Below are 18,528 nucleotides of genomic sequence, written 5' to 3'. Positions count from 1 at the left end.
TTAGACTATATAGTTCTTTGACTAATTTTGACCTTTCAAATTTGGTCAATAGACGTAAAGAAATGAGGTAGATGTATGCTCTGTCAAAACTGTAAAATCAATGACTCAACGATTCATCTTTACACAAATCTCAATGGCCAACAAAAACAGATTGACCTCTGTCAAAGTTGCTATAAAATTATCAAAACTGACCCAAATAACTCATTATTTAAAGGAATTACTGATCTAAGCAACCAAGACTTTGATCCATTTGGCGACTTCTTTAAGGATATCAGAAACTTCAATCCTACATCTAAAAATACACCTCCGACTCAGTCAGGAGGCGGTTATGGTGGCAACGGTGGCTTTGGTGGTAATGGCAGTTTTGGTTCCCCGAATCGTGGTCCAGCACAAACTCCTCCACCCAATAAAGAAAAAGGTCTTTTGGATGAGTATGGTATCAATGTGACAGAGATTGCTCGCCAAGGAAATATCGATCCTGTCATCGGCCGTGATGAAGAAATCATTCGTGTTATTGAAATTCTAAACCGTAGAACTAAGAACAATCCTGTCCTCATCGGAGAACCTGGTGTCGGAAAAACTGCCGTTGTTGAAGGTCTAGCCCAGAAAATTGTTGATGGTGATGTTCCCCATAAACTCCAAGGCAAAGAAGTCATCCGTTTAGATGTAGTAAGTCTTGTCCAAGGTACTGGTGTTCGTGGTCAATTTGAAGAACGCATGCAAAAACTCATGGAGGAAATCCGTAAACGCGAGGACATCATCCTCTTTATCGACGAAATTCATGAAATTGTAGGTGCTGGTTCTGCAGGAGATGGTAATATGGATGCCGGTAATATCCTCAAACCTGCCCTTGCTCGCGGCGAACTTCAACTTGTTGGTGCTACTACTCTCAATGAATACCGCATCATTGAAAAAGATGCAGCCCTCGAACGACGTATGCAACCTGTCAAGGTTGATGAACCAACTGTGGAAGAAACTATTACTATCCTCAAAGGTATTCAAAAGAAATACGAAGATTATCACCACGTTCATTATACCGACAGTGCTATCGAGGCTGCTGCTACTCTTTCTAATCGTTATATCCAAGATCGTTTCTTACCAGACAAGGCCATCGACCTTCTGGATGAAGCTGGTTCTAAAATGAACCTAACCCTAAACTTTGTTGATCCTAAAGTGATTGACCAACGCCTAATCGAAGCTGAAAATCTCAAAGCGCAAGCTACTAGAGATGAAGACTTTGAAAAAGCTGCCTACTTCCGTGATCAGATTGCTAAATATAAGGAAATGCAAAAAACTAAGGTTACGGATCAGGACACTCCAATTATTAGCGAAAAAACGATTGAACACATCATCGAACAAAAGACTAATATTCCAGTTGGTGACCTCAAAGAAAAAGAACAATCACAACTCATCAACTTAGCAGATGACCTCAAGGCGCATGTTATTGGTCAAGATGATGCTGTTGATAAATTGGCTAAAGCTATTCGTCGTAACCGGGTTGGTCTCGGTACTCCAAACCGTCCAATCGGTAGCTTCCTCTTTGTTGGTCCTACTGGTGTCGGTAAAACGGAACTTTCTAAACAGCTGGCTATCGAACTCTTCGGGTCAGCAGATAGCATGATTCGTTTCGATATGAGTGAATACATGGAGAAACATAGTGTTGCAAAACTAGTTGGTGCTCCCCCAGGCTATGTCGGCTATGAAGAAGCAGGACAACTGACTGAAAAGGTTCGTCGCAATCCTTATTCACTTATTCTACTGGACGAAGTAGAAAAAGCCCACCCTGATGTCATGCACATGTTCCTTCAGGTCTTAGATGACGGGCGCTTAACGGACGGTCAAGGGCGCACTGTTAGCTTTAAGGATGCCATCATAATCATGACCTCAAATGCAGGTACAGGAAAAGCTGAAGCAAGCGTCGGATTTGGTGCATCTAGAGAAGGCCGTACCAACTCTGTCCTTGGAGAATTAGGCAACTTCTTTAGTCCCGAATTCATGAACCGTTTTGATGGCATTATCGAATTTAAGGCCCTCAGCAAGGAAAATCTCCTTCAAATCGTTGACCTCATGCTAGATGATGTCAACAAACGTCTCGCAAGTAACAACATCTCTTTAGATGTTACTGACAAGGTTAAGGAAAAGTTGGTCGATTTGGGGTATGATCCGAAAATGGGGGCTCGTCCATTACGCCGCACGATTCAAGACTATATTGAAGATGCTATTACAGACTTCTACCTTGAAAATCCAAGTGAAAAAGAGTTAAAAGCTGTCATGACCAGCAATGGAAAAATCATAATTAAATCCAAAAACAAGCTAGAAAAAGTTGAAGCGACTGACTAATACTAAGAAAAGAATGTTCTTACTTGACAGTGAGAACATTCTTTAATATGATAGAAAGAAAGCGCACTCATGAAGGAGAAATCTATGACAAATCCAACATTTGGAGAGAGAAAAGAAGGGGTTACATACAAAAACAGATATGGTGTTTATGCAGTCATACCAGATTCAAACAAGGAAAAGATTATCCTAGTTCAAGCTCCAAATGGTGCTTGGTTCCTACCAGGTGGAGAGATTGAAGAAGGTGAAGATCACTTGGAAGCTCTTAAACGGGAATTAATCGAGGAATTAGGTTTCACTGCTGAAATTGGTACTTATTATGGACAAGCTGACGAGTACTTCTACTCTAGTCATCGTGATACTCATTTTTACAATCCTGCCTTTCTTTATGAAGCTACTTCTTACCAAGAGGTTCAAAAACCTTTGGAAGACTTTAATCATATCGCTTGGTTTCCAATAGATGAAGCTATTGCAAATCTAAAAAGAGGTAGTCATAAATGGGCTATCGAAGCATGGAAAAAGCAACACCAAATTTAAGTTAACTTTCCCAATTTTTCTAAAAAGTGCTATAATAGACATAGAATTACAGGAGGAATCCCTATGAAGCTTATTAATACTACTAATTCACACTCTCGTCTTGTTAAAAATCAACTAGAAAGTACTGACGCAACTCTTGTGGAAGTCTATTCTGCAGGAAATACAGATGTTATCTTTACCCAAGCACCGCTTCATTACGAAATCCTCATTTCCAATAAACATCGAGCTATTCGTGAAAAAGAAATCGAGAAAATTCAAGAATTTTTCTTGAGTCGCAAGATTGATAAACAAATTATTGATGAAGCAAACATCAAAACACTTTATTCTGACAAATTAATCGAAATTTCAATTCCAATAAAATAAATATAATAGCCATTTAAACTACTCCCAAGATTAGAATCTTGGGGCTTTTTTTATTCACTAAAGATTTTCTTATCTTGCAATATCCTATGCTATATTGAGATACCTATTTACCTCAATTTGCAAAGTTTTTGTAATTCCTCCTAAATTTGACTTTCAATCCAAATTCTAATAAAATGAAAATTAGTTATATTTTTATGTAAAAAGTTGTCTAATTCGAAAATTATGATTATTTCAGTTATAATAGTATTAGAAATTTGATAAGGAGTTTAAGATGGAAAAGATTTTATACAGGGAAGCCAGAATAGACGAATTCCAAAAGATTGGGAAAGTTTTGGCTGATGCTTTCATGGACTATCCGTTTACAGCTCTAATCAAAGACGATTTAAAGAAACCAGAATACTATCCTGCATTTTTAGAACTAATGGAAAGTCTTCTAACCAGACTCTATATCAAAGGAGAAACCTGTCTTGTTGCCGAAAAAGAAGGGCAAATCATAGCAGTTGCCCTTTTACAACAGAAGGATTTTACCATTCTATCCTATTTGTTAAATGGTGTCATCAAACTCTTTCGATACATCACACCGAGAAACCTATTGAAATATCTCGATTTAGTAGATCGTTCTGAACAACACTTGAAAAAATCAGGAAACTTTGATTGGTATTTAATGATGCTAGCAGTAAACAAATCTATCCAAGGTCAAGGTATCGGTAGTGCTTTCCTAGAAAATTGTGTTGTACCTTATGTCAAAGCCAAGGGATGCAAACGTTTAGGCCTAATTACAAGTATTGATAAGAACGTCTTCTTTTACAAAAAGAATAACTTCACTTTACTAGACTTTATGATGTTGGATTATGGTACAAAATCAGTTGGGAACTGGGCATTTGTAAAAACAATAGATAACTAAGAATCTTTTGATTTTTCATATCAAAAAAAGATTGGTCCTTAACCAATCTTTTTTTATGTTATTTAACTGCTTCTTTCAAGGCTTCTACCTTATCCAAGCGTTCCCATGGAAGATCAATATCTGTACGTCCCATATGTCCATAAGCCGCTGTTTGACGGTAAATTGGACGTTTGAGATCTAGCATTTGGATGATTCCTGCTGGGCGAAGGTCAAAGATTTGACGTGCTGCTTTTTCAAGCTTGCTTTCCGCTACTGTACCAGTACCGAAGGTATCGATACGGACAGATACAGGTTGGGCTACACCGATTGCGTAAGCCAATTGAACTTCTGCTTTCTTAGCAAGACCTGCAGCAACAATGTTTTTAGCAATATATCGAGCTGCATAAGAAGCTGAACGGTCCACCTTAGTCGCATCCTTACCAGAGAAGGCACCACCACCGTGACGTGAGTAACCACCATAGGTATCTACGATAATCTTACGGCCAGTCAAACCAGAGTCTCCTTGAGGTCCTCCGATAACGAAACGACCTGTTGGATTGATAAAGAACCTAGTCTCATCATCCAGGTAAGAAGCTGGAATGACTTCTTTGATAACCTTGTTAATCACATCTTCATGGATTTGCTCATTGCTCACTTCTGGATCATGTTGGGTTGAAATAACAACTGTATCCACGCGCACTGGACGGTCATTTTCATCATACTCAACAGTGACCTGTGATTTAGCATCTGGTCGAAGATAGCTAATCTCACCAGATTTACGAAGTTCTGCCAAACGACGAACCAACTTGTGACTAAGTGAGATTGGTAAAGGCATGAGTTCTTCTGTCTCATCCACCGCAAACCCAAACATGAGACCTTGGTCACCTGCTCCAATCAAGTCAAGTGGATCTTGGTCTACATTTCCACGAACTTCCAAGGCTTCATTAACCCCTTGAGCGATATCTGGTGACTGCTCAACAAGTGATGGGTGAACTCCCACCGTCTCCGCAGAAAAACCATACTCTGTATTGGTATAACCAATCTCAGCAATGGTATCACGAACCACACGGTTAATATCTACATAAGCTGTCGTTGAAATCTCACCAAAAACATGCACTGAACCAGTATAAACAGCTGTTTCAGCAGCAACGTGCGCCTCTGGATCTTGCTCTAAAATAGCATCCAAGATAGCATCTGAAATTTGGTCTGCAATCTTATCTGGATGCCCCTCAGATACAGATTCAGACGTGAATAATTTACGTTCTGACATAAAAATGTCCCCCCTTAAAAAATATTCGTTATAGAGTTACAAAGAACTGGTAGGAAGAGTATTTACAATCAATCCCACCACCTTATCGGGACCATATAACCTAACTATTATAACACGAATCTTTGAAAAATACTCGTATGATTGCTATTTTTCTTACTAGGAAAATGTTTTCTAATCTTAACCAAATAAAAACTCTTAAAATAGATGAGTTTCTACTCTAAGAGTGATGTTATAAACTAATTATTTTCTAGATAAAATTCAAACCGTTCTCCGACGTATTGGCTCTTTACATACTCAAAAGCCGTTCCGTCATCAAAGTAAGAAACCTGTGTCAGACCTAGAATAGCATGCCCTTTTTCAACTTCTAGGTAATGAGCTATCTTTTCTTTGGCTAAACGTGCGTATATAGTCTGGTGAGATTTACCAATTCGATAACCATGCTCTTGTAAGGTTTGAAAGAAGTGCTTGGTTACTTCTTCTTTTTTGAAATTTTTGATAAATTTCTCAGGAATAGATGCCACTTCATAAACAACAGGAACCTTATCAGCATAGCGGACACGTTCCATACGAATGATATTATCACTTGGCAGTAAACCTAGTTTAGCCACTTCTTGCTCATTTGGAATGGTTCGACGATAAGAAATCAGGTGACTAGATGGAGTTTTTCCTTGAGCTTTTACAATCTCAGTAAAACTAGTTGTTCCACGCATTTTTTCCTGAACACGTGTACTTGAAACAAAGGTCCCACTACCAACACGCCGTTCCAAAACTCCTTCTTCAACCAAAAGAGAGATAGCTTGACGCAAAGTCATACGACTAACCGAAAATTCCTCTGCTAAATCTCGTTCGCTTGGGAGTCTTTCTCCAATTTTCCAATTTCCCTCGTCAATATCTTTCTTGATTTGGTCGTGAATTTTCATATAAGCTGGTAACATGCTTGATCACTTCTTTTCTTCGTTTTTTCCATTGTACCTTATCTCATAGACAAAAGTCAAACCTCACTTGTTTAGTTGGTAATTCTAACCCTTTTATGATAGAATATTCAAGAAGATATTTCTTTTAAGAAAGGGAAAAGATGACCAACATTTCAACTGATTTGCAAGATGTCGAAAAGATCATCGTATTGGACTATGGTAGCCAGTATAACCAACTTATCTCACGCCGTATCCGTGAGATTGGTGTCTTTTCAGAACTAAAAAGTCACAAGATTTCGGCTGACGAAGTCCGTGCTATCAATCCTATCGGGATTGTACTTTCAGGTGGTCCAAACTCTGTTTACGAAGAAGGATCATTTGATATTGATCCAGAAATTTTCGAACTGGGAATTCCAATTCTGGGAATCTGCTATGGTATGCAACTATTAACCCACAAGCTTGGTGGTAAAGTTGTTCCTGCAGGTGACGCTGGTAACCGTGAATACGGTCAATCAAAACTGACTCATACTGAATCTCCACTATTTGCTGGTACACCAGATGAGCAACTTGTCTTGATGAGCCATGGTGATGCTGTTACAGAAATTCCTGCTGATTTCGTTCGTACTGGTACATCAGCTGACTGTCCGTACGCATCTATCGAAAACCCAGATAAGAAAATCTATGGTATCCAATTCCACCCAGAGGTTCGTCATTCAGTTCACGGCTATGATATTTTGCGTAACTTTGCCTTGAATATCTGTGGTGCCAAAGGTGACTGGACTATGGATAACTTCATCGATATGCAAATCAAACAAATCCGTGAAAAAGTTGGAGATAAACGTGTTCTCCTTGGTCTTTCAGGTGGTGTTGACTCTTCTGTTGTTGGAGTTCTTCTCCAAAAAGCCATCGGAGATCAATTAATCTGTATCTTTGTAGACCACGGTCTTCTCCGTAAAGGAGAAGCTGACCAAGTTATGGATATGCTTGGTGGTAAGTTTGGTTTGAACATTGTCAAAGCAGATGCTGCCAAACGCTTCCTTGATAAATTGGCTGGTGTTTCTGATCCTGAACAAAAACGTAAAATTATCGGTAACGAGTTTGTTTATGTCTTTGATGATGAAGCAAGCAAGCTAACAGACGTGAAATTCTTGGCACAAGGAACACTCTATACAGACGTTATCGAGTCTGGTACAGATACTGCTCAAACCATCAAGTCTCACCACAATGTGGGTGGTCTTCCGGAAGACATGCAGTTTGAACTCATCGAACCCCTTAACACTCTTTACAAAGATGAAGTTCGTGCCCTCGGTACTGAGCTTGGTATGCCAGACCACATTGTATGGCGCCAACCATTCCCAGGACCAGGTCTTGCTATCCGTGTCATGGGTGAAATCACTGAAGAAAAACTTGAAACTGTTCGTGAATCAGACGCTATCCTTCGTGAAGAAATCGCAAAGGCTGGTCTTGACCGCGATATCTGGCAATACTTCACTGTTAATACTGGCGTTCGTTCCGTAGGTGTTATGGGTGATGGCCGTACTTATGACTATACCATCGCTATCCGTGCTATCACTTCTATCGATGGAATGACAGCTGACTTCGCTAAGATTCCTTGGGAAGTTCTCCAAAAAATCTCAGTTCGTATCGTAAATGAAGTTGACCACGTTAACCGTATCGTCTATGATATTACAAGTAAACCACCTGCAACTGTTGAGTGGGAGTAAAATCATAATATTAAAGTCTAAAATCCCATCAGAGAATTTCTGATGGGATTTTAATATTTCATGATGATTCTTACCAGAAAAACTTTCGATAAATTCTAGCAATCGTTAAAAAGATAGCATAAAGTACGCCTAAGATAGTTAAAACTATTTTTCCAGTAGTCACTTCTGAACCAATAATCAATATATGAAAGAGAGGAGCGAGACCAGTACACACATATATCAAATAAACAATAACATTTATTTCACCAATCCCAGCAATAAAATCTTTAAAATCTTTCATTTAACTTCTCCTACAATCTACTTTTAATTTAAGTATATTATAAACTTCAGAAAATTAAAAGAATGTTTAGATTAAATGATCATTTTCCCAATATCATCTACTGATGAATTCTGTCAATCCCGATGTAGAACTATAAAAAAACAGTAAAACCACTTGGTTTTACTGTCTCAATTCTAAAATGTTTGACGTTTAGCTTTACGTTCTGCACGTCCACGGGCACGACTTTCAGCACGCTTGATTTTACGGCGTTTTTCATCGACCGCCCATTGAATTTTCTTCTTATAGCCTGGTTTGACTTTTTTCTTTTTCTTTTTAACCAGCCCAATCATTTCGATATCCAGTTTTTCCTGCTTCTTCTCACGATTGGCACGACGGTCACGGTCATAAGTGTCTTGGAATTCTCCGTCTTTAACCACCTTAGGTACAAACTTAATTCCTAATTTCTCCAACTCACGAATATCTGAGTCATCACTTGGTTGATAGAGGGTGATGGCTGTACCTGGTAGACCATTACGTCCAGTTCGTCCAACACGGTGGACAAAGAAAGACAAGTCTTGAGGGATAGCATCGTTGATAACGTGGCTGACACCTTCGATGTCAATCCCACGCGCAGCCAGGTCAGTTGCTACAATATACTCAAAATCAAGATTTTTCACCTGATTCATGATCCGTTTGCGTTCACGAGGAGCAATGTCTCCATGGATCTTAGCCACCTTCAAGCCTTGAGCTGTTAGGTATGTATGCAATTCATCCGCACGAGTCTTGGTATTGACAAAAATCATGGCTAGATAAGGTTGCATAACTTGCGTCAACTCATAAATCTGAGCATTCTTGTCACGACCCTTGGTCGAAATCAACCAGTTGTCAATGGTATCAGAGATAACTGTCTTGGTCTTGATTTTCTCCATGACAGGATTTGACAAGTATTTCTTCAAGAATGGTTGCAGTTTTTGTGGAATAGTTGCTGAAAAGACCATGAACTGCAAGTCTTTCGGAAGGCTACCTGCAATCTTATCAACTGTTTCCAAAAATCCCATATCTAGAGTCATGTCGGCTTCATCGACTACAAAGGTCTTAGCCTTGTGGATGGCCAAATCACCAGACTTGACCAAATCATAGATACGACCTGGTGTTCCGATAACGATATGTGGTTGATTACTTGCCAATTTGTCAATCTGACGGGCCTTGTCTGTCCCACCCACATAGTTCACAACACGAATCTCAACATCTGAATGTGATGCAATCTGACGAGCTGCTTGGTAGATTTGAGTAGCCAACTCACGACTTGGCGCAGTAATCACTGCTTGAACACTATCGCTCTCCTCATCCAATTGTTGGAAAATCGGTAACAAGAAAGTATGTGTCTTTCCTGAACCTGTTTTTGATTCACCAACCAAGTCACGACCTGCCAGGACAATAGGAATCAATTTTTCCTGAACCTCGGTAGGAGTCGTAAACTTCAACTCCTCCAATGCTTCCTCTATATATTTTTTAAACTTAAATTTCGTAAATGACATAATTTCCTCGATTCTATCTATCTTATGATTATACCATATTTTCATCCATTACTGTAGCATTGTTATTTAGACCATTTAAGGTAAGGTGACAAAAATAAAAAGCCCTCTGACTTCAGAGGGCGATTTGAGCTCGGGCTAAAATCCTGGTGAAACAAAAAATCTCCCTGACGGGAGACATGTCTGATTTATTTTACCTTACAGTGCTAGGAACCGTAACCGAAGATTATACTTAAGTATATCGAGGTATGGTGACAAAAATAAAAGCTACTCAACTAGAGTAGCCTTATTTTCAAGATATGCTCAATTGAACACGGCCTAAGCACTTGGCAAAGACAAAAAGCCCTCTGAAGTCAGAGGGCTCTATTCTTGCTGGATAAAACGTTTATAGACTAGGCGGCAAGCCGAAGATTGTACTGATGGTACATCGAGGCGAAGCCAACGAAGTATAGAAACGTTTTAGACGCAAGATTAGCGACGAAGTCCAAGAGAGTTGATTAACTCACGGTAACGGTTAACGTCGTTTTTACGCAAGTATGCAAGCAAGTTACGACGGCGACCGATTTTCTTCATCAATCCACGGTAAGTAGCATGGTCTTTTTTGTGTTGTTTGATGTGTTCGTTAAGGTGGTTGATTTCCCAAGTAAGGACAGCAACTTGAACCTCTACTGAACCTGTATCACCTTCGTGACGTGCATATTGTGCGATGATTTCATTTTTTTTCTCTTTTGAGATTGCCATGATGTTTCTCCTTTTTATTTGGCTTCATCCGAGTGACAGGTTGGCATGCCTGTAACCAAGAAGAAGTTATTTGTCTTTACGACAGTTCTTATTCTACCAATAACTAAGTTCTTTGTCAACTGATTTACTATTCTTACCGCAAAAGTGCTATAATAGTTATAGGAAGGATATCTAAGTTGACATCTTGAAAAGAGAGGTGATTACCATGCGTAAATTCTCGCAATATCTCCCCTACTATCTGGTCATATTTTTCTTTTATTGGCCACTTTATGAGCTGTTATTATGGTCTATTACTGAAAATTATATCTTGAAGGAGCTCACCATCGGTAACGTTATTATCTTCTCTCCACTAGTGACTTTCATAGTATCACTATTCTACTCTTATCGTTTCAAGTTCTCAGTTTGGTGGTTAATTGGAGTTGGCTTGCTCTTTTGCTTTACCATCATTACTTTCGGAGAATTTATCCTTCTCTACTTCCTAGCCTATGAAATCTTTGCCCTCGCGGGTATGGCTGTCGGTGCCACTATTAAGAATCTAGTGCAAAAACTGAAAAACAAAAAACTTTAACAAAAACCTTGAAAAATCTCACAATCATGCTATAATAATGCATAGAGACAAGTCACTTAGACCCTTTCTACCAGAGAGTGCGTGGTTGCTGAGAACGCATAGGAAGACTATACTGATACTACTCTACTGACTTTTATGCAAACATAAAACGGTGGCCACGATAGAGCCAATCAGAGGTGTCCCTCTTTTTTGAGGAACATAAATGAAGGTGGAACCACGTTGCGACGTCCTTTTTAGGATGTCGCTTTTTATTTTCATTTTTCTTTTGTTACTTTTGGGGTGGCGAGAGAGGACTTTTCCTATGTTGAAATATTAAAAAAAATGAATAAAGGAGATCTATATGGGATTCAAATTTGAAGAGATTAAGGCTTATTTAATGAAACATGGCTTAGATTCTAGCGTAGCTGAGTCGCTGCATGCGGTCTATGGAACTCAGCGCTTGGGAGGCACTGCAAATGCCTACTTTTTAATTGTTTTTACCGATACAGGAATCTACATCATTTCTATTACACCTATGGGGAAATTAGGAGACATTGTAGGAGAATTTTCAGCAGAAGACATCCAAGCATATCAATTTAAGAAGCGCCTGTTTATAGGATATAAACTTAAATTTTCGATGAATGATAAACAGAGTTTTGAATTTAATGTTAATAAGATAATGATTGGCGCAGGCTGGCATAAAACTGAGCTACAAAAAATTCTAGAAACAAACTATTACAATAAAAGAATAGATTCTTAAAATATTTGGATAATAGATAAGGAGAAATCACATGATTAAGATTACTTTCCCAGATGGCGCTGTTCGTGAATTCGAATCTGGCATTACAACTTTTGAAATTGCTCAATCAATCAGCAATTCCCTAGCTAAAAAAGCTCTTGCTGGTAAATTCAACGGCAAACTCATCGACACGACTCGTGCGATCACTGAAGATGGAAGCATCGAAATCGTGACACCTGATCACGAAGACGCTCTTGATATCTTGCGTCACTCAGCTGCTCACTTATTTGCCCAAGCAGCTCGTCGCCTTTTCCCAGACATTCATTTGGGTGTCGGTCCAGCTATCGAAGATGGTTTCTACTACGATACAGATAACCAAGCTGGTCAAATCTCTAACGAAGACCTTCCTCGCATCGAAGAAGAAATGCAAAAAATCGTTAAAGAAAACTTCCCATCTATCCGTGAAGAAGTGACTAAAGACGAGGCGCGTGAAATCTTCAAGAACGACCCATATAAATTGGAATTGATCGAAGAGCACTCAGAAGACGAGGGTGGCTTGACCATCTACCGTCAAGGTGAGTATGTAGACCTCTGTCGTGGCCCTCACGTCCCTTCAACAGGCCGCATCCAAATCTTCCACCTTCTCCACGTAGCTGGTGCTTACTGGCGTGGAAATAGCGACAACGCTATGATGCAACGTATCTACGGTACAGCTTGGTTCGACAAGAAAGACTTGAAGAACTACCTTCAAATGCGTGAAGAAGCTAAAGAACGTGACCACCGTAAACTTGGTAAAGAGCTTGACCTCTTTATGATTTCTCAAGAAGTTGGTCAAGGTCTTCCATTCTGGTTGCCAAATGGTGCGACAATCCGTCGTGAGTTGGAGCGCTACATCGTCGATAAAGAGTTGGCTTCTGGCTACCAACACGTTTACACTCCACCACTTGCTTCAGTTGAGCTCTACAAGACTTCTGGTCACTGGGATCATTACCAAGAAGACATGTTCCCAACTATGGACATGGGGGACGGTGAAGAATTCGTTCTTCGTCCAATGAACTGTCCACACCACATCCAAGTCTTCAAGCACCATGTTCACTCATACCGTGAATTGCCAATCCGTATCGCTGAAATCGGGATGATGCACCGTTACGAAAAATCTGGAGCTCTCACTGGTCTTCAACGTGTGCGTGAAATGTCTCTCAACGACGGTCACCTCTTTGTAACTCCTGAACAAATCCAAGAAGAATTCCAACGTGCTCTTCAGTTGATCATCGATGTTTATGAAGACTTCAACTTGACTGAATACCGCTTCCGCCTCTCTCTTCGTGACCCTCAAGATACTCATAAGTACTTTGATAACGATGAAATGTGGGAAAATGCTCAAACCATGCTTCGTGCTGCCCTTGATGAGATGGGTGTTGACTACTTTGAAGCTGAAGGTGAAGCAGCCTTCTACGGACCAAAATTGGATATCCAGGTTAAGACTGCCCTTGGAAAAGAAGAAACCCTCTCTACGATTCAGCTTGACTTCTTGCTTCCAGAACGCTTCGACCTTAAATACATCGGAGCTGATGGTGAAGAACATCGCCCAGTTATGATCCACCGTGGGGTTATCTCAACTATGGAACGCTTCACAGCGATTTTGATTGAGAACTACAAGGGTGCCTTCCCAACATGGCTGGCACCACACCAAGTAACCCTCATCCCAGTTTCTAACGAGAAACATGTGGACTACGCTTGGGAAGTAGCTAAGAAGCTCCGTGACCGTGGTGTCCGTGCTGATGTGGATGAACGCAACGAAAAAATGCAATTCAAGATCCGTGCTTCACAAACTAGCAAGATTCCTTACCAACTGATTGTTGGTGATAAGGAAATGGAAGACGGAACTGTCAACGTTCGTCGCTATGGACAAAAAGAAACCAACACTGTCCCAGTAGATGAATTTGTAGCAGCTATCCTAGCTGATATCGCTAACAAGTCTCGTGTTGAGAAATAAACCATTTAACCTGGAACAAAATCTCAGCCACCTAAAAAGCAACAACTATTTCAGTTGTTGCTTTTTTATATTTTGATTAAGCTGAGCTAATAGTGATTGATCAAACCACCACAAATAGTATCCTCATCAACAATCCTTTCTATCCATTAACTTTTGGATATAGGATATCCTCCCAAGATTTGCATCCATGAGTTAGATAAGTTGACTATCCTCAGTCCTTGTCTGCTTCATTTTCTTTTGCGCGATCGTTTTGTAAATCTTTTTCAGAGAGTTTTTGTTCGATATACTTGTCAATGTTTTCGTAAAATTCCTTAATCGTCTCACTATCTAATTTTGCCGAATTATGGAATTGCTTGACTTTCAATTGAACAGATTGAATGCCGTAAGAGGCTTGTTTTTGGCGAATGGTTTCTAATTCTTCTTCTGAAATCGGATCTCCAACAACTGTCAAGACCAATTCATTATTACTTGACTTGTAGACTTGATTAATGATCGTATGATTGGCGAACTCATTTTCTACAAACTGTTTGATCCCTTCTTTTCGCGCTTGATCTATCGTCAGAGTGACTGCTGAATAGCTGGCTGGAAGGACCAATAATACAATCAAGGATATCAACCCAATTTTCATTTTAATGCTTAGCTCATTAAATGAACTTAAGGGAGATTTTCTCATCAAAAATCTTGTTCCAACAATGTTGATTATCATGATAAAGACACAGTTGATCAAGAAAAGATAAAGAGCCCCAAATAAAAATCGTACATTTCCATTAGCTAAACCATATCCTGCAGTGCAGATAGGTGGCATCAGAGCTGTTGCGATGGCTACTCCTGGTACGATATTGTTTGCTTCTTTTTTCCTTGAACCAATGAAACCTGCTATCCCACCCGCGATAGCAATGAGAACATCCCAAATGGTTGGAGAGGTTCGTGCAATCAACTCGCTACTTGCATAAGATAAGGGAGAAATCCAGAAATACAGAGTCGATACAAGCAAACTGACCAATACTTGAGTAAATAAAACCTCTAGAGATTGCTTGATTAAACGCGTATCAAAAATAGCTAAACCAAACCCCAGTCCAACAATCGGTGTCATAAGAGGGGAAATCAGCATGGCTCCAATAACGACAGCTGTTGAATTCATATTTAGACCTATAGAGGCAATAAAAATCGAACACATCAAAATCAGTGTATCTCTTAATCGAACATGAAGGTCATCATATAGTTTCTCGCGGAATTCACGTGTTGAATAGTTTCCGGACATTGGTTACTCCTTTTATTTCATATAATCTTGTTTCTGCATGGATGATGGTAGAGAGACTTCTGTCCAAACTGACATGTTTTTAATTCTTACCTGTGATTCTTTTTATCATTATCTTTTAACTATCCATCAGTCCATCCTTAAACATTATATCAAAAATTTTACAGCCTTTCTCTGAAGAAATCAAGTAATTTAGGAGAGAGAGAAAGGTAGAAATTTTTGTTTCCCTATCCGAAGAAGAAGAAGAAAAACGATATCTCCTCTGAAAGTAGATACCGTTTTAATGTTTAAACATGATGAGTTTGTAGCAGTAATCCTAGCTGATATCGCCAACAAATTGCGTGTTGAGAAATAAGAGATAAAAACCTGGTACAAAATCCCAGCTACTAAAAAAGCAACAACTGTTTCAGCTGTTGCTTTTTTGATGTTCCTATTTTTACATTTGAACAATTCTACGATAGCTTCTTGAAGTAATCATAAAGATTAGGACATAGACTAAAGCAAAGATACCACAAATGGAAAGAGTTACGCTTAACATCATGGCTGTATCCACAACCCCAATGACCTTAAGAATCAAACTTAGCATATGATAGGCAAATGCCAAGTGTAGGAAAGCAAATATTACAGGGAGGAAGAAAACAGTCAAGACTTGCTTGTTAATGGTTTGTTTGATTTGTTTTTGATCCAAGCCCACTTTTTGCAGGATGACAAAACGTTCACGGTCTTCATAACCTTCTGAGATTTGTTTATAGTAGATGACCAGAACAGTTCCGACCATAAAGATAATGGATAGGAAAATACCGATAAAGAAAACACCACCAAAGAGGGCACTCATCTGAGCACTAGCATCTGATAGATTACTACCATAAACATAGCTACCTTCAGTGTTTAATTGAGCATTAAACTTTTGTAGATATTTTTCATACTCGTCAGCGACCTTGAGTTGTTCTTCTTCGCTGGCATTTACATTCATGCCACCGTAAAACTGATTATAGATAGCCGAATCTGGGAATTGATCCAAAAAGGCTTGTAAATCAGGCACAACAAGGTAATTGTAATCAGCAGTCAAAATATTAAACTGATTTGGGACATGGTTGACAATGAAATCTTTATTAAATTCTTCTTTTACAGAAAATTGATGGTCATTTAGAGTTAGAGCTTTCTGTTCTTTAACTCCCTCATTCTTTGCAAAGAGTCCGACCTCATTGCCTGATAGAGAAAGTTTTTGACCAGTCATATTTTCATAATCTTTTTGGTCAAATACCAGGAAAACTGTTGTGGGTTGGACACGGTTTTGTCCTTTTTCAAAAATGGTTAACTTAGTTCCTTCTTGGTTCGCAACACCAAAGTAAGTATAACGAAGCACTTCTTTCTCTTTAATCGTATAACCTTTGTCACTTGCAAACTGGCTCAAGAGTTTGTCCAAATCTTCTTTTTCAACATTTTGCCCTGAAACCCCAAAATCATGAGGATTTAGAACTTTTTTAAAGCTTTCTGAGGCATTGAAAATGCTTGTCGCTGCTGACATGGTTACCAAAACCATGGTTGACAAAATTGCGATAGTTGCCAGTCCAACCCCATTTTTCTTCATACGGAAAATCAAGTTGGACACTGAGATGAGATTATTTGGTTGGTAATAGTATTTTTTATTTTTCTTTAAGATTTGAAGGAAAACTGTAATCCCTGCATTAAACAAGAGATAGGTCCCAAAGATAACTAGTAAAACAGCTAGGAAGAAAGTTGTGAGAGCTGTAAGGGGATCTTTTACCGTAAGGGCAAGATAATAGCCAATCCCTAAACTAATAGAACCAAGAATAGTTTGGAGAGGTAGGAAACGACCTTTTTTCTCACCACTAGCTTTCTCACGTGAGAGCTGGAGGGCATTTATGCGGGCGATTCGAAGGGCATTTAGGAACATGAGGCCTAGGAAAATCAAGCCAAAAACAACAAGTACTGTAATGACAACTTTCATCTGGAAGGTAGCGACCAGTTCAACCTTTAATTTCATCAGTTTGAGCAAGAAAGCGAAAATCAGATTGTCAAAGAGGGCACCAATACCAATCCCAGCAGTGACTGTTACTAGCCCAAATATCAAGAGTTCCTTAAAAGTCATACTAATCAGATGGCGCTTCTCCAAGCCCAACATGCCATAAATTCCTAGTTCCTTAGAACGATTTTTCATGACAAAACTATTGGCATAGAGGACGATAATGGCTGACGCAAGGGTGACGACAAACATACCAAATCCAAGAGTAGCTTGAATCGTTTCACCTCCACGGATTTCCGCAATCTTGGGATTGAAGGTCAGAGAGTAAAAGAGATAGCTGATAGTGACTGCTAAGAGAACAGCCAGTGCAAAGGGATAATAGAGTTTGTGGTTTTTGATTAAGTTGGAAATGGCCAACTTATTGGTTAATCGAAACATACTAGTTCACCTCACTTGCCATAACAGTCAAGGTGTCAGAGATTTCTTGGAACATCTGACGATCCGTCTTTTCACCACGGTAAATTTGATTATAGAGAATACCGTCCTTGATGAAAAGAACACGTTTTGCACGGCTGGCCGCAGCTGTCGAGTGAGTTACCATGAGAATGGTTTGCCCTTGTTCGTTGATCTGATCAAAGATATCAAGGAGGGCTGCAGATGATTTAGAGTCTAGGGCACCTGTTGGCTCGTCCGCAAGGAGAATTTCTGGTTCTGTGATGATAGCTCGTGCAACTGCAACCCGTTGTTTTTGCCCTCCAGAGATTTCATAAGGGTACTTCTCCTGCAATTGGTTGATGCCAAGATTTTCGGCCGTCACGACCAATTTTTTCATCATTTCTGTAATAGGCTTTCTAGACAATACCAAAGGGAGTAAGATATTGTCTTTAACAGAAAGCGTATCTAACAAATTGAAGTCTTGGAAGACAAAGCCTAACTTTTCACGACGGAAGCTTGATGCTTCGGAATTTTTAATGGTAGCTGTGTCAGTTCCATTTAGGAAGACCTGTCCACGCGTTGGCTTGTCAAGCATAGCTAGAATATTGAGTAGGGTTGATTTACCGGATCCAGACTCACCCATGATAGCAACGTAGTCGCCTTTTTCAACGGTAAAGTGAATATCTTTCAGGGCTTCTACTTGGTTGCCTTGAAAGCGAGTTTTATAAATCTTTTGAACGTGTTTTACATCTAATAGTGTCATGATAATCTCCTTCTTAATATCCCATTAATTGAAACTGAGCCTGCATCATTTGAATGCCGAGCTCAACTCGCTCGATATCCTTTGGACTCGGTTTACTTGTTTGTTTCTTTTGTAAAATATTTTTCATAGTTTCGCTCCTTTATCTTTATGATATAAGTGTACTCTAAAAAAAGAGTTGGTTCCATAACATAACCTTACAAATGGAGCTTTAATCTTACATTTTTGTAAGATTACATTTTT

The 18,528-nt window shown here is 39.4% G+C and carries 16 protein-coding genes; 8 read left to right on the top strand and 8 right to left on the bottom strand.

The features are described 5' to 3' along the window. Positions 1-75 precede the first annotated feature (75 nt). The 4 genes from PAN07_RS02985 to PAN07_RS02970 all read left to right on the top strand — a co-directional run bounded on the left by PAN07_RS02985 (position 76) and on the right by PAN07_RS02970 (position 4,141). A complete protein-coding gene (locus tag PAN07_RS02985) occupies positions 76-2,340 on the top strand; it encodes an ATP-dependent Clp protease ATP-binding subunit (protein ID WP_269796997.1) in 2,265 nt (754 codons plus the stop codon). Positions 2,341-2,424: 84 nt separating this feature from the next. Then, positions 2,425-2,874 (top strand): NUDIX hydrolase, encoded by a 450-nt coding sequence (locus PAN07_RS02980; RefSeq protein WP_269796996.1) that lies wholly within the window; start codon positions 2,425-2,427, stop codon positions 2,872-2,874. Positions 2,875-2,937: 63 nt separating this feature from the next. Beyond that, positions 2,938-3,237 carry a DUF1827 family protein gene (locus PAN07_RS02975; RefSeq protein ID WP_269796995.1) on the top strand — a complete coding sequence of 100 codons (300 nt, stop codon included), beginning with the start codon at positions 2,938-2,940 and terminating at the stop codon, positions 3,235-3,237. Between the two features lie 271 nt (positions 3,238-3,508). Beyond that, complete coding sequence (locus tag PAN07_RS02970) at positions 3,509-4,141, top strand: GNAT family N-acetyltransferase (protein ID WP_269796994.1); 633 nt, start codon at positions 3,509-3,511, stop codon at positions 4,139-4,141. A gap of 58 nt (positions 4,142-4,199) precedes the next feature. Here the strand turns inward: PAN07_RS02970 and metK are convergent, their stop codons facing one another. Further along, positions 4,200-5,390, bottom strand: a complete 1,191-nt coding sequence (gene metK / locus PAN07_RS02965; RefSeq protein WP_269796993.1) for a methionine adenosyltransferase — start codon at positions 5,388-5,390, stop codon at positions 4,200-4,202. Between the two features lie 236 nt (positions 5,391-5,626). Beyond that, positions 5,627-6,325, bottom strand: a complete 699-nt coding sequence (locus PAN07_RS02960) for a GntR family transcriptional regulator (protein ID WP_269796992.1) — start codon at positions 6,323-6,325, stop codon at positions 5,627-5,629. A gap of 140 nt (positions 6,326-6,465) precedes the next feature. Here PAN07_RS02960 and guaA point away from each other — a divergent pair, with 140 nt between their 5' ends. After that, a complete protein-coding gene (guaA, locus tag PAN07_RS02955; RefSeq protein ID WP_269796991.1) occupies positions 6,466-8,028 on the top strand; it encodes a glutamine-hydrolyzing GMP synthase in 1,563 nt (520 codons plus the stop codon). 70 nt (positions 8,029-8,098) lie between these two features. On the opposite strand, the gene PAN07_RS02950 is transcribed toward guaA, so the two are convergent. From PAN07_RS02950 to rpsO, 3 genes are all read right to left on the bottom strand, one after another. After that, entirely contained in the window at positions 8,099-8,308 is a 210-nt protein-coding gene (locus PAN07_RS02950) for a hypothetical protein (protein WP_269796990.1), read from the bottom strand. Positions 8,309-8,481: 173 nt separating this feature from the next. Beyond that, positions 8,482-9,825, bottom strand: a complete 1,344-nt coding sequence (locus PAN07_RS02945; protein WP_269796989.1) for a DEAD/DEAH box helicase — start codon at positions 9,823-9,825, stop codon at positions 8,482-8,484. A 468-nt stretch (positions 9,826-10,293) separates the two neighbouring features. Then, entirely contained in the window at positions 10,294-10,563 is a 270-nt protein-coding gene (gene rpsO, locus PAN07_RS02940; protein WP_001018251.1) for a 30S ribosomal protein S15, read from the bottom strand. 205 nt (positions 10,564-10,768) lie between these two features. Here rpsO and PAN07_RS02935 point away from each other — a divergent pair, with 205 nt between their 5' ends. The 3 genes from PAN07_RS02935 to thrS all read left to right on the top strand — a co-directional run bounded on the left by PAN07_RS02935 (position 10,769) and on the right by thrS (position 13,845). Further along, on the top strand, positions 10,769-11,131 hold the full coding sequence (locus tag PAN07_RS02935) for a hypothetical protein (protein ID WP_269796988.1): 363 nt from the start codon (positions 10,769-10,771) through the stop codon (positions 11,129-11,131). Positions 11,132-11,471: 340 nt separating this feature from the next. Beyond that, positions 11,472-11,870 carry a hypothetical protein gene (locus PAN07_RS02930; RefSeq protein WP_269796987.1) on the top strand — a complete coding sequence of 133 codons (399 nt, stop codon included), beginning with the start codon at positions 11,472-11,474 and terminating at the stop codon, positions 11,868-11,870. A 31-nt stretch (positions 11,871-11,901) separates the two neighbouring features. Continuing rightward, entirely contained in the window at positions 11,902-13,845 is a 1,944-nt protein-coding gene (gene thrS, locus PAN07_RS02925) for a threonine--tRNA ligase (RefSeq protein ID WP_269796986.1), read from the top strand. Between the two features lie 211 nt (positions 13,846-14,056). Here the strand turns inward: thrS and PAN07_RS02920 are convergent, their stop codons facing one another. The 3 genes from PAN07_RS02920 to PAN07_RS02910 all read right to left on the bottom strand — a co-directional run bounded on the left by PAN07_RS02920 (position 14,057) and on the right by PAN07_RS02910 (position 18,288). Then, the gene (locus tag PAN07_RS02920; protein ID WP_269796985.1) at positions 14,057-15,106 is read right to left on the bottom strand and encodes a DUF389 domain-containing protein; all 1,050 of its coding nucleotides are present in this window, start codon (positions 15,104-15,106) and stop codon (positions 14,057-14,059) included. 433 nt (positions 15,107-15,539) lie between these two features. Then, positions 15,540-17,528 carry an ABC transporter permease gene (locus PAN07_RS02915; RefSeq protein ID WP_269796984.1) on the bottom strand — a complete coding sequence of 663 codons (1,989 nt, stop codon included), beginning with the start codon at positions 17,526-17,528 and terminating at the stop codon, positions 15,540-15,542. Between the two features lies 1 nt (position 17,529). Then, complete coding sequence (locus PAN07_RS02910; RefSeq protein ID WP_006152604.1) at positions 17,530-18,288, bottom strand: ABC transporter ATP-binding protein; 759 nt, start codon at positions 18,286-18,288, stop codon at positions 17,530-17,532. Positions 18,289-18,528: the final 240 nt, after the last annotated feature.

Source organism: Streptococcus sp. SM5 (assembly GCF_027497975.1).
Note: the sequence above shows the minus strand (reverse complement) of the source record. Positions and strands in the feature narration are given on the sequence as shown.